Origin of the sequence: Chitinophaga rhizophila (assembly GCF_019492185.1) — a bacterium.
GTDB lineage: Bacteria > Bacteroidota > Bacteroidia > Chitinophagales > Chitinophagaceae > Chitinophaga > Chitinophaga rhizophila.
In genome coordinates, this window is the sequence record NZ_JAICCF010000003.1 from 768,181 (window position 1) to 781,367 (window position 13,187).

11 protein-coding genes are annotated in these 13,187 nt (G+C 45.7%); 6 read left to right on the forward strand and 5 right to left on the reverse strand.

The genetic code is table 11. The annotated features are described in order from the left end of the window. Positions 1 to 56: 56 nt before the first annotated feature. From K1Y79_RS17670 to K1Y79_RS17680, 3 genes are all read right to left on the reverse strand, one after another. Positions 57 to 1,505 (reverse strand): Gfo/Idh/MocA family protein, encoded by a 1,449-nt coding sequence (locus tag K1Y79_RS17670; protein WP_220251490.1) that lies wholly within the window; start codon positions 1,503 to 1,505, stop codon positions 57 to 59. Positions 1,506 to 1,572: 67 nt separating this feature from the next. Continuing rightward, positions 1,573 to 2,259, reverse strand: a complete 687-nt coding sequence (locus K1Y79_RS17675; RefSeq protein ID WP_220251491.1) for a gluconate 2-dehydrogenase subunit 3 family protein — start codon at positions 2,257 to 2,259, stop codon at positions 1,573 to 1,575. A 22-nt stretch (positions 2,260 to 2,281) separates the two neighbouring features. Further along, the gene (locus K1Y79_RS17680) at positions 2,282 to 4,021 is read right to left on the reverse strand and encodes a GMC family oxidoreductase (RefSeq protein ID WP_220251492.1); all 1,740 of its coding nucleotides are present in this window, start codon (positions 4,019 to 4,021) and stop codon (positions 2,282 to 2,284) included. A 104-nt stretch (positions 4,022 to 4,125) separates the two neighbouring features. On the opposite strand from K1Y79_RS17680, the gene K1Y79_RS17685 reads away from it, so the two are divergent. Further along, positions 4,126 to 5,595, forward strand: a complete 1,470-nt coding sequence (locus K1Y79_RS17685) for a gluconokinase (RefSeq protein WP_220251493.1) — start codon at positions 4,126 to 4,128, stop codon at positions 5,593 to 5,595. An 87-nt stretch (positions 5,596 to 5,682) separates the two neighbouring features. Here the strand turns inward: K1Y79_RS17685 and mutL are convergent, their stop codons facing one another. Next, entirely contained in the window at positions 5,683 to 7,575 is a 1,893-nt protein-coding gene (mutL, locus tag K1Y79_RS17690; protein WP_220251494.1) for a DNA mismatch repair endonuclease MutL, read from the reverse strand. A 332-nt stretch (positions 7,576 to 7,907) separates the two neighbouring features. On the opposite strand from mutL, the gene msrB reads away from it, so the two are divergent. After that, complete coding sequence (gene msrB / locus K1Y79_RS17695; protein ID WP_236059688.1) at positions 7,908 to 8,375, forward strand: peptide-methionine (R)-S-oxide reductase MsrB; 468 nt, start codon at positions 7,908 to 7,910, stop codon at positions 8,373 to 8,375. Positions 8,376 to 8,437: 62 nt separating this feature from the next. On the opposite strand, the gene K1Y79_RS17700 is transcribed toward msrB, so the two are convergent. Beyond that, entirely contained in the window at positions 8,438 to 8,725 is a 288-nt protein-coding gene (locus K1Y79_RS17700) for a YciI family protein (protein WP_220251495.1), read from the reverse strand. A gap of 265 nt (positions 8,726 to 8,990) precedes the next feature. On the opposite strand from K1Y79_RS17700, the gene K1Y79_RS17705 reads away from it, so the two are divergent. The 4 genes from K1Y79_RS17705 (at position 8,991) to K1Y79_RS17720 (ending at position 13,134) form a co-directional block, all read left to right on the forward strand. Next, positions 8,991 to 10,733 carry a DUF4836 family protein gene (locus tag K1Y79_RS17705; RefSeq protein ID WP_220251496.1) on the forward strand — a complete coding sequence of 581 codons (1,743 nt, stop codon included), beginning with the start codon at positions 8,991 to 8,993 and terminating at the stop codon, positions 10,731 to 10,733. Between the two features lie 111 nt (positions 10,734 to 10,844). Beyond that, positions 10,845 to 11,495 carry an ATP-binding cassette domain-containing protein gene (locus tag K1Y79_RS17710; protein WP_220251497.1) on the forward strand — a complete coding sequence of 217 codons (651 nt, stop codon included), beginning with the start codon at positions 10,845 to 10,847 and terminating at the stop codon, positions 11,493 to 11,495. Next, entirely contained in the window at positions 11,492 to 12,691 is a 1,200-nt protein-coding gene (locus K1Y79_RS17715; protein WP_220251498.1) for an FtsX-like permease family protein, read from the forward strand. Before K1Y79_RS17710 ends, K1Y79_RS17715 begins: the two co-directional genes overlap by 4 nt. Positions 12,692 to 12,831: 140 nt before the next feature. Continuing rightward, entirely contained in the window at positions 12,832 to 13,134 is a 303-nt protein-coding gene (locus tag K1Y79_RS17720; RefSeq protein WP_220251499.1) for a Dabb family protein, read from the forward strand. Positions 13,135 to 13,187 lie beyond the last annotated feature (53 nt).

Here is a 13,187-nt window from a genome sequence, read left to right on the forward strand (position 1 = left end):
AAAAGAAGGCAGTCGGAGTGACTGCCTTCTGTATAAATCTCAGTATAATATGATTGCTATACACCCAAACTCCAACCCTGACGATAAGTTCTTTTAACGAACTGGTTAGCGTCATCGAAGTTGGTGATTTTCATCTGTTTACTATCCCAAAGCAGTTTGATATAACGGCCAGGGAAGGAAGTTTTACCGCCACTTTCTTTTTTAATGTCAAAGCTTCTGATAGCAAGGTTGGCCATCAGCAGTGTTTCTGTCAGCGGACCGGCAATAGAGAAAGGAGAGCTGATTGCCTTATCTTTTGGACTATTGAAACCAGCAATAGCGGCATTCACCCACTGTACATAGTGTCCTTCCGGAACACGGGCAATAGTCTGCGGAGTATTAGTAGTCTTCGTCTTGCTGGTTGGCAGTAGCTGAGGATCTCTACCATAGGTGCCGCACATCATTTTACCTTTATCACCGATCAGGATAGCGCCGTTACCACCGTCGCCCATTACTTCATTAGGTCCCAGTTCTTCAGGGCGTTCGGGCTGGATACCGCCGTCCATCCAGTGGAGCGTGATCTCTTTACCATTTTTACCATCAAACTTGAGGATAACGTGAGAAGATGGAGGACAGCTTTCGGGGAAGTAACCACGTTTAAATTCATCCACATATACACTACCTACGCTGCATTCTACTGACTTAGGATAGCCGAGTCCCAGAATACGGAATGGAGGTTCAATGATATGGCATCCCATGTCACCAAGGGCACCGGTACCATAATCCCACCAGCCGCGCCAGTTGAAAGGTACCAGTTTATCAATATAATCTTTGTAGGGAGCAGTACCCAACCAAAGATCCCAGTCCAGTTCTTTAGGCACATCTGCCTTCATATTGGACCATGGAATACCTTGAGGCCACACCGGACGGTCAGTCCAGCAGTAAACGGTATGTACATCACCTACCAGGCCGGCGTTGTACCATTCCATCATCTGGCGTACGCCATCTCCGGAAGCGCCCTGGTTACCCATCTGGGTAACTACTTTATATTTCTGAGCAGCGGCCGTCAATGCACGTGCTTCAAAAATATCGTGTGTGAGCGGCTTTTGTACATACACGTGTTTTCCTAACTGCATAGCCGCCATGGCTGCTACTGCGTGCTGGTGGTCTGGTGTGGATACAGTAACTGCATCAATGTGTTTGTGTTCTTTGTCGAGCATTTCCCTGAAGTCCTTATAGAACTTAGCCTTGGGGAAACGAGCCACAGAAGCAGCAGCTCTGCGGGTATCAACATCGCAGAGGTATGTAATATCAGCCGGACCTTTTGCGATTTCAGAAAGATCGCTTTCACCCTTTCCACCTACACCGATACCTGCTATACGCAAACGATCGCTGGGTGCAATAAAACCTTTACCTCCTAATACGTGACGTGGAACGATCATAAAGCCGGCGGCAGCAAGCGCCCCGTTCTTTAAAAATGATCTACGGGATTCATGACTTCCCTTGTTGTTTTTTTCCTGGACCATATGTAACAATTTACCGATCAATATAAAAGAAATTGAATGAAAACGCTTGTAATTAATGATGTGCGGATCAATCCCAGGTCATAATCTTACCCCTGTCTTCCATTTTCACATAGAGCGGCAGCAGTTTTTCATCATAAGCCAAGTCATACTGTTTCAGTACATCGGCGGGTACGCCATCCCATTCATTAGGTACATTGCCTTTGTATCCCAGGTCTTTAATACCTGCCTGGGTAGTAAAGAAACCATTGGCAGTCAGATCTCTCATCAGGCTAAAGAATGCAACACCCTGACTCATCTCAGGCTTTGCCTCTTCAGGATAGGCTATCTGGTCAATGAGTTCGATCTGTTGTTGTGGCGTACAGTCGGTAAAAGCGTTGTTATAGTGTTTCATACAATGAACATCCAGCCATCGTAGTCCACCGCGTAAGGGCAGTTTAAACTGTGGCTGGTCTTTCGCCATGAACTCTATAAACGCAGGCACTTTAAGTTCGGAAGCACTGCCAGAATGTTCGTCAGCTGGTATAATGATATCCACCAGTACGGTGATTGTCTTCATCTCGGTAGCTGTGAAGAACGTTTCAGCCATCAGTACCTGATCTCTGGCTTCTTCCGGAGCAGTACGGCCGTAGCCGGATAGCTTCCCTGTTTTATCCTTTTCTTTTAATGCAGGCTTCTTGTCATCGCAGCCGGTCAGTATGGCCCCTACTGATAAAGATCCGATGGTGAGTGCTTTGAGCGATTCCCTTCTGTCCATAAAGTATGAATTGAAGTATGACTTAAATGTTTTGTTTTTTCAGTTCTCCCATGATGTACTCTGATGCGCGTAGAGACAAAGCCAGGATGGTCCAGGTAGGGTTTTTATCTGCCTGAGATACAAACGGGCCACCATCTACGACAAACAGGTTTTTAACATCATGTGCCTGGTTGTACTTATTGAGTACCGACTTTTTCGGATCATCGCCCATACGGGTAGTACCTACTTCGTGAATGATCCTGCCGGGAGTTTCCAGGCCGTAGTTAGTCTCTGCACCCGGTTTAGTTCCCAGGGCAGTACCACCCATTTCATGGATCAGTTGCTCAAAGGTGTCCTGCATGTGTTTAGCCTGTTTTACTTCATGGTCACTCCAGGTATAGTTGAAGCGAAGTACCGGAATACCCCATTTATCAACAACTCTTGGATCTATTTCACAATAGTTGTCTTCCCTGGCAATACATTCACCGCGACCAGCAAAGCCGACGGTTGCGCCGTACAACCTGCGGTAGTCTTCTTTAAGTGATTTACCATATCCGCCGGAACGGCCCTGTTTACCTTCTTCGCCAGGAAATCTGCCATTGAGCCGTTCTATACCACTGAGAGATCCGTAGGAGGGCATGCGCATCCCACCACCAAATTCTATATGATAGCCCCGGGCAAAGTCCAGCTTCTTATTATCCTCCCACCAGGGAATGTACATGTGCATACCACCTACGCCATCTTCATTATACCGTTTACGGGACATCAGATGGGGCAGGAAGGCGGCACGCGAAGAACCGGTAGAATCGTGCAGATACTTACCTACTACGCCGCTGGAATTAGCCAATCCGTTGGGATATCTTGCTGATTTTGAGTTTAGTAGCAGCCTTGCTGATTCACATGCACTGGCGGCCAATACAATGACCCGTGCATTGACTACATATTCCTGGAGGTCTGTTTTATCCACATAAGCTACTCCGGTAGCCTTACCTTCCTTATCCGTCAGTACTTCCCTGGCCATTGCATTATCATATAGATCGACATGACCGCTTTTAACAGCAGGTTTTACCAGTACAGAAGAAGAGGAGAAATCAGCGTATACCTGGCAGCCACGATTACATTGTCCGCAGAAGAAACAGGCGCTTCTATCCTTGTTAACCGGGCGTGTAAGCATGGACATACGCGATGTAATAACCGGGATATTAAGTTTATCTCCGGCTTTTTTAAGCATCAGTTCATGCAGTCTTGGCTTGGGTGGTGGCAGGAAGAAGCCGTCTGGTTCGTTAGGAAGACCCTCCTTAGTCCCAAATACACCTATCATTTTATCTACACGGTCATAGAAGGGGGCCACATCTTCATAGCTGATAGGCCAGTCATCTCCCAGGCCGTCGTAACTTTTATGTTTGAAGTCTCTGGGGCCGAAGCGTAAGGAGATACGTCCCCAGTGGTTGGTACGGCCACCTACCATTCTTGAGCGGAACCAGTCGAATTTGGTACCATCTTTGGCTGTGTAGGGTTCGCCTTCTATTTCCCAGCCACCATAAGCGGCGTCAAAGTCGCCAAAAGGGCGGGTGGTAGAGGCGCCCCTGCGTGGTGAGGCGTCCGGCCATTTCAATTGTGTAATCTGTTGTGGATCTGCCGGGTCATATTTGGGTCCTGCTTCGAGCAGGGCTATTTTAAGTCCGGCCTCTGAGAGTATTTTGGCAGCCATACCGCCGCCAGCACCAGAGCCAACAATGCAGATATCATAGACAGGCCCTTTCTGTTTTATCTGAAATGCCATAATCGTGGATAATTTATTTGACCTAAAGTGATTTTAAATCTATAAATTATTTTCTAAGGTTAATAGCAAAAAAAGTATAAAAGGAAATTTCTAAAAATATAGCAATGGAATATATAATAGGAGTGGACATGGGTACAAGTAGTGCCAAGGTAATTGCGGTAAGACAGGATGGAAAGGTGATGGCAAATTCCCAGCAGGAATATTCAATATCCCAACCGGAACCTGGTCATAGTGAGCAGGATCCGGAGGTAATACTAATGGCCGTTAAAAGCGGTATCCGGAGTGTGGCTACTATTATGAAAGACCCGCCGGCGGCCGTATCATTCAGCACAGCTATGCATAGCATACTGGCTATGGATCAGGAGGGCAAGGCCCTGACTCCGCTGATTATCTGGGCAGATAACCGTAGTCAGCCGGTGGTTGACAGATTACGGAATAGTCCACTATCTGCCAGCCTCCACCAGCAGAGTGGGACACCGGTACATGCCATGTCTCCGCTTTGTAAGATCATCTGGTGGAAGGAACAATCACCGGAAATATATAATAACACTGCCTGTTTTATAGGTATTAAGGAATATGTGTTCTACCACTTTTTCGGCAGATATATCACTGATCATTCTACCGCCTCAGCGACAGGACTGTTCAATATTCATGACCTGACCTGGAACGGACCATCACTCGAAGCTGCTGGAATTACAGCAGCGCAATTGCCTGAACTGGTAAGCAGTAACAGTATTATAGAGGGGCTGCTGGAGAGTGTAGCACAGGAACTAGGTATACCGGCAACTACAAAGTTTGTTGCAGGAGCCAGCGATGGTTGCCTGGCACAGCTGGGTAGCCGGGCACTGGAAAAGGGGCATGCTACTCTAACAATAGGTACGAGTGGCGCAGTACGTATGACGATAGATCAGCCGCTGACAGACCCGCAGGGAAGGTTATTTACCTATGTACTTACGCCTGGGTACTTTGTAACCGGAGGAGCTATTAACAATGGTGGTGTAGTATTACAGTGGTACCTGGACTCATTCCTGCAGTCAGCAACCGAGAAGCCTCTTAATGTAGATGCCGGGTTGCAGCAGGCTTTGAGCACAGCCCCCGGAGCAGAAGGGCTGTTATGCCTCCCTTATCTGAACGGAGAGCGGGCTCCGGTATGGGACGGGCATGCCAAAGGCGCTTTTATTGGCGTACAGCCACAGCATACCACCTGGCATTTTATGCGGGCCTTGCTGGAAGGGATGGCTTTTGGACTGTTTAGTATCACTGAGGCCCTGGAAGAGACTGCCGGTAAAGTAGACAAGATCTTCGTTAGTGGAGGCTTCACCAATTCGGCTGAATGGGTACAATTGATGGCTGATGTGTTTCAGCGACCAATGTATCTCCGTAATGAGAGTGATGCTTCAGCAATGGGGGCGGTATTATTAGGATTTCAGACATTACAGCTGGAAACAGCGTTCACCATCGGAAGGGAGAAGGTCTTTACACCGCAGACCGAGCATGCGGAGGTTTATAAGAGGGCATATACTGTACACAGGAAGTTATACAGTGCATTAAAAGACGTGTTTCCGTTGTTCTGACCAGCACATTAAGCTATAAAAAGGGAGCCCTGATCATTATTGATCAGGGCTCCCTTTTTATAATTGAATAGGCTTGTTATCAATTGATTATCCGAACATCTTGGCCAGATCGGTCAGTTTGAAGGAGATGTAAGTATACTTACCTCCCGGAGCTGAATTAGGCATAGCGCAGGCGAACAGTTCGTCAATGATATTCTGCATCTCGCGGGTAGACAACGATTTCCCTAATGGGATGGCGTTGTTACGCGCCATGGAGCGGATCAGCTGTTCCCTGCGAGGCACTTTTAATTCATGACTATAGTTTTTAAACTGTTCCAGTAGGCCTTCGATACTAGCCTGTTCGTTGCCGCTTTGGATATCGGCGGGCGTACCACGTACTACGAAGGTACCTTTGCCGAATGGCTCCAGGTCATAGCCTAATATCTGCAGGTCAGGAAGCATTTCCATAATCAGGGCGGCATCGGCAGGAAGCAGTTGCAGCGTCTGAGGGAATAGGCTTTGCTGGGTAGCCATAGGCGTCTCCTGCACAGCGCGCTGGTAGCGTTCATAGAGGATGCGTTCATGGGCTGCCTGCTGGTCTATCAGGATAAAGCCGGATTTGATCTGCGAGAGGATATATTGCTGATGTACCTGTACCGGCACTTTCTGATCAATAGAAGTATCCTGCCAGCCCTCATCTATCATGGAGGTAGCTGTAGAACGGCTTTCTATTGTTGTAGCCGAGGTAGTATAGGTCTCCTGGCCTGGACTATCCATTGTATCGGTTTCGGTACCGGAGTAATCAGCATTTGATTTACCGATGTCATACAGATCTTTCCAGTGTTTGAGGTTGCTGGAGGCATCTATTGCATGGGCCTGATTGGCCTGGGTAAATGTTTTGTAGAGTGAAGTATTGACAGATTGCGCCTGTTGCTGTTCAGTAAATGGTTTACTTACAGCGTCGAGGTGCTGGATGCCGGGGTCCAGACCAAAGTCCAGGGTAGGCGTAATGTTGAACTGAGCCAGGGCGTGTTTTACCGCCGATTGTACGAAGGCGTACATGACTTTCTCATCATCAAACTTAATCTCCTGTTTGGTCGGGTGAACGTTGATATCAACGTGTCCTGGGTCCAGGTCTATGAACAGTACATACAGTGGGTAGCTATCCGCCGGGATCATTTCCGCGAAAGCGTTCATGATTGCATGGTGGAGGTAGGGGCTCTTGATGAAGCGGTTATTCACAAAAAAGAACTGGTCTCCTCTGGTTTTTTTAGCCGTTTCCGGTTTACCAACGAATCCATAGACATTCATGTAGTCAGTCGTTTCCTTTACAGAGACGATCCTTGCGTTATAATGCTGGCCAAGGATGGCTATGATACGTTGTTTGAGAGAGCCTTTTTCCAGGTAGAAAAGCTGCTGTGTATTATTGGTGAGGGTGAACTGTATCTGTGGGAATGACATGGCAACGCGGATAAACTCATCCACGATATGTCTCATCTCGGCAGCATTGCTTTTCAGGAAGTTGCGACGGGCAGGCACGTTAAAGAAAAGATTCTTCATAGCAATGCTGGTACCTTCTGCCGTCTGGCACATCTCCTGTTTTTTGACAGCGCTGTTGTCAATTTCAATATATGTACCTATCTCTGAACCGCGCAGGCGGGTTTTCAGTTCAACCTGAGAAACGGCGGCAATAGATGCCAGCGCTTCACCCCGGAAGCCCATGGTACGGATAGAGAACAGGTCATCTATGGTCTGAATTTTAGACGTAGCATGCCTTTCAAAGCACATGCGTGCATCTGTCTCGGTCATGCCTTTCCCATTATCGATCACCTGCACCAGTTCTTTACCGGCATCCCGGATAATCAGCTGAATCTCTGTCGCCCCTGCGTCCACAGCGTTTTCCAGCAGTTCTTTAACTGCTGAAGCCGGCCTCTGAATCACTTCTCCTGCAGCAATCTGATTGGCTATGTTGTCTGGTAATAGATTAATAATATCCGCCACTTATTATGTGCCTTTTGCCGTAAAGTTAGCAAAGTTTAGTCTTTGATTGGGGGAGTGGGGGTAAAGAAGTATACATTCCAATGTGTATATGTGAAGTAGTTGATATAGAACTCTTAAAGGAATGTCAATACAGGCGGGCATCTGAACCCTATATACCCCCTGTTTGTAACTTTATTCACACTGTGGGAATATAATTTATTCACATTAGGATGTTGTTAATAAGACGTTAATCAGTACTAATTAAAGGTATGAAGTGGAGGAATCTGATAAATTTGGGCCTTTCCGTATTAGTTAGCAACTGCACCTACTCTCAGGCGCCCAAAAAATAAGTCATGGAAGACCAGAAAAAGAGTGACGTATACTCAAAAACGGATACCAATAAAGTGAACCTTACCAATGAAGAATGGAAAGCGCGCTTATCTCCGGAAGTTTATAACATTGCCCGTGAAAAAGGAACTGAATGGGCTTTTACAGGTAAATACTGGAACAGCAAGGAAGACGGTACCTACCACTGTGCCGCTTGCGGTAACCCGCTGTTTGTATCAGACGCTAAGTTTGAAAGCAGTTGCGGCTGGCCCAGCTTCTTTGAACCAATCACAAAAGGCAGTATAATCTACGCCCCCGACAATACACATGGCATGCATCGTACAGAAGTAATGTGTGGACGTTGTAAAGCCCATCTCGGACATGTCTTTGACGACGGCCCGCCGCCTACAGGACTACGCTACTGTATCAATTCCGTAATACTGGACTTTGACAAAACGCAGGAGGCAGACAACAACTTGGAAGGAAAACAATAGCTTCTTTAATGCCTGATTGCGGACATGTACCATCTACAGTGCGTAATCAGGCATACATTCTACTATGACAAATAGGATTGCAACTCGTTGACGTAAGACGTTGGCTCGAACTCAATAATCTCATATAATGCCAGCTGGTACTTGTCCAGCGGATCTTCACTGATAATTTGCTCTACTTCTCTACGGCTTGAAGCTTTACAAATAATCAACCCTCCGGATTTCGGCTTACGGCGCCCTGCCAGTATAAATTGCCCGCTTTTATAGAACTTATCCAGAAATGCTCTATGCTGCTCCATATAATGCTCTACGGCAGCTACCGGACGGATGTATTGTAAAAGAATTAAGAACATAACAGCGCTTCAATAATAGGATTTAAAATCATGATAGAGACCTCTTTATCGTGCAAAGGTATAAAACTATTGCAGCTTTTATTTTTATAATAATAACGTAGAAATGAATGTTTTATCTACATTTTCCCCGTTCCCGCCGTTTGGATGCCCAAATGCTAATATATAAAAAAAATGATTAATTTATAGCAAGCCCCTATAACCAAGTAACGAAAAAGAGAGTATTTTAGCGTCCAATTCACTCATTATTAATTTTGATCCCCTGATTATGACTAAAATGTTTTCCAAAGCTTTGTTGGCCGTATCGGCAATTGCCGTCGTGCTATCCTCCTGTTCCAAAGCGCCGGAACAGAGTAAATATATCCCGAAAACAGCAAGCATCGTTGTAAGCGTAAATAGTAAAGAAATCAGCAAGAAATTGATTACCAATGGTATTACCATGGATAAACTCTTCGCTGCCGTTCAGGAAAAAGACACGCTCAGCGAAGCCCGGAAATTCTGGAAGGATATCGAAAACTCAGGATTAGACCTGCAGGCCAACTCATTTGTCTCTGTAGTATACGGTAAAGCACAGTCCTACATTACCCTGACAGGCGGACTAAAAGACGCTGATAAATTTGAAGCATACCTGAAAAAGAATGTAAGCAACTTCTCTCTCCAGGAAAAACCTGACTTCAAATACATCCTGGAAGATAAACAGGAAGCGGTTATTGCATGGAACAAAAACACCGTTATCTATCTGAAAGGAATAGAAGGAGATGCAATGCAGAAAGCATTACCGCCTGCTGCAATGCCAGTACCAGGTATGGATGAAGAAGAAGCTGTAGACAGCAACATCGCTCAGCCGGCAGCTCTCGTATCTACTGACGCTGCACAGACATGGGTAGCTGAAGCCGATCGCCTGTTTCACCTGAAGAAGGAAGAAACTGCTGGTTCTATCGAAGCATTTAACGACCTGCTGAAAAATAATGCAGACGTTAGCCTGTATGTAAACCCAGAGCCGATCTACAGCGCTCAGGCGTCTATGATGCCGGCTAACCTGAAATCATTGCTGGCAGGCTGCTTCTACACCGGTGCTGTTAACTTTGATAAAGGTAAGGTAGTTGTAGAAGGTACTTCCTATGTAGGTAAAGACCTGGCTGCTATCTACAAAAAATATGGTAACATGGAAGCTGACCTCGATATGCTGGAGAAATATCCTTCCCAGAATATCACCGGCTTTATGGTATATGGCTTTGACTTCCGCATGATCGGTGACATTGTAAAAAGCACCGGACTGGATGGTATTGCCAATATGGGATTACAAAGCTCTGGCCTGACGCTGGATGATATCCTGAATGCCTTCAAAGGTCAGCTGGTATTTGTAGCTTCTGACTTTGAAATGAAGAAGAAAGCAAGCCTGTATGATGGCGATACTACTACCGTTCCTGAATCAAAATGGGTATTTGCTATGAAAGTTGGCGACAAGGCTGCATTTGATAAAGTAATGGGTTCTCCTATGCTGAAAGGCTTCTTTACCAAACAAGGTTCCGGCTATGTAATGACCAACAATTTCCCAGGTATGCCAGCACTGTCTATCACTGATAAACTGGTAACCAGCGCTTCTGACTCTGCATTGCTGCAGGAATACCTGGGCGGTAAAGGTAAAGCTGGTGGTCTTGACAACAGCTTCGTAAGCAAAATCAAAGGCAACCCAATGGGCGCTTATGTAAACTTTGAAAAGATCGTAAACGTAATCCCTGACAGTGAAATCCCTGAAGATGGTAAACCGCTGGCTGGTAAGTTTAAAAACCTGCTGAAAGATATGACTGCTATCAGCAATTCTTTCGATGGTAAAACCCAGCATTCAGAGATAGTACTCAACTTCAAGAATACTGACGAGAACAGCCTGGTACAATTGGTAAATCTGGGTACAGAAACAGCCAAATACCTGGAAGACAAGAAAAAAGCAGCAGCTGTTACAGATAGTGTGCAGCCTGTAATAGATACTGTACCGGCAGAAACAAATTAATAAGTTATACCAGCCGGTAAATAAAATGTCCATGGTGGGTAATACCATCATGGACATTTTTCATTTGGAAAAAGCTCTATATTGAGCCATCATTTCAAGAATACCAGTTACATGCAGATACAGTTAGAAAACCTGGTGCCTGTTCCACTAAAGGACAAGATACTACAGCGCTCTTCAGATGTCTGGAACAGGCAGATCTCATTCACCCCGAGTAAGTTCATCAAAATAAAAGCCCCCTCCGGTACCGGTAAGACAACACTGGTGCATTATCTCTATCACGTCAGAACCGATTATACCGGTCAGGTGCTGGTCAACGGTAAGGCCTGGACGGCTTATTCAAAAGCAGCCATAGCCGACATGCGGCAGACGCAGGTCAGCGTCGTATTCCAGGATCTGCGCATATTTGAGCAGCTTACCGCACTGGAAAATATTGAGCTGAAAAGAGTAATGGGTGGCCAGCCTTATTGCACGGCAGAGAAAGTAACCGAGATGGCGTCCAGACTAAACATCACGCATGTACTTAATCAAAGTGGTAAAACATTGTCTTACGGTGAACGTCAGCGGGTGGCTATTCTCAGAGCCCTTGTTCAGCCCTTTCAGTGGTTACTGATGGACGAGCCTTTTAGCCATCTCGATGACGAGAATGCACACCGCGCTGCGCAACTGATTACCGAAGAATGTAAAGCCCGCCATGCAGGATTTATTTTAACTGATCTGGATGATGATACCAGATTTGCATATGACATACACTATAACTTATGATGCCATCCTTCTACCAGTTACTCAGAAAAATTATTCAGACGGGTATTGGCAGATCCCGTCTGATCATGGCTGCCGGCGGTTTAGGCATTGCTATGATCCTGCTGCTGATTGCTATACAGGCGCATTCTGATTTCGACCAGCTGCTGCATAGTCAGCAGAATGCCAATGAAAGTGCCGACTTCCTGGTGATCAATAAAAACATTACGAATGCAATGATGGGGCGACGTACACAAAGCGTTTTCTCGGCAGAGGAAGTTGCAGATATCAGAAAACAGCCTTTTGTGAACGCCTTCGGATTCATCACCTCCAATCAGTATAAAGTTACTGCCGCTGCTCCCGGAGATCTGCACTTCTACACTGATATGTTTTTCGAGTCTGTGCCGGATTCATTTATTGATGTGAAGCATGAAGCATGGAACTGGACTCCTGCTGATAATATCATCCCTATTATCCTGCCTAACGATTTTCTTAATCTGTATAACTTCGGCTTTGCGCTCAGTCAGGATCTGCCACAGATCTCACAAGAGACAGTAAAAGCAATACCTATAAAGATTACTATCTCCAAAGGACTGATGACCCAGGAGTTCACAGGGCGCATTGTCGGCTTCTCTGATCGGATATCCAGCTTTCTGGTGCCAGGTAGCTTTATGGAATGGGCTAATGGTAAATTTGGCAGTGGAGAAGCAGCTGCCCCCTCCCGCGTGATTATAAAAACAAAAGATCCTTCTGATCCGGCATTGGTACAATATCTCGAAGATAAAGGGTATACTACTAACCAGGATAAAATCAAATATAGCAAGACGAAAATGATTGTGCAGACAATCGTTTCAGTAATAGGTTTCTTTGGATTGATTCTGTTACTGTTTGCATTGCTGGTATTCAGTATGTTCATTCAACTGGTCATTGCAAGCTGTAAAAAGGAAATTCAGCTGCTGGTTACATTAGGTGCGGCTCCGGGGCAGTTACAAAGGTACCTCATGCGACAGTTCGTTCCGCTGTATATGCTGATAGGAATTATTTCGCTCTTGCTGGTTGCCGGTATTCAATGGTGGGCATCTCATCAGCTGGCGGCGCATGAAATGACTGTATCTCCGCTGATTGCAACGGGTACTGCTGTAGCTGCCGTTGCAGTGATATTACTGGTATATCTGGTTAACCGGGTTACCGTCCGGAAGTATATTAATGCCATCAGTTAATAATTCCTTGTTCGTCGCTTGGCCGTCGCTACAAGGTCGCTAGTAGCTTCACTGTTCGTCCAGAAGATATCGGGATCGCCAGAGGGCACTATTAATAAAAAGGACTGCAACTATTTTACACACTTAAAAATAAACAGAAGATGTTTGTACACGTCGTAAATTTCTGGCTGAAGCCAGGACTTTCAGAAGCAGATATAAAGCAATTTGAAGAAGGCGTACAATCGCTGAAAGCAATTGAATCACTGGTAATGTTCAACGTTGGAAAACCGGCAGCTACTGACCGTCCTGTAATTGATAAAAGTTATAGCTATTGTGAACTGACTGTATTCAATGACGAAGCAGGGCATGATATATATCAGCAACATCCTATACATCTTGCATTTGTAGAGAATTGCAAGCATCTGTGGGAAAAGGTACTGATCTATGATTCTGAAACAATATAAGGGTCAACCATCCATCAGCATAAAGAAACGGATCAATACAATGTCGCAGTACT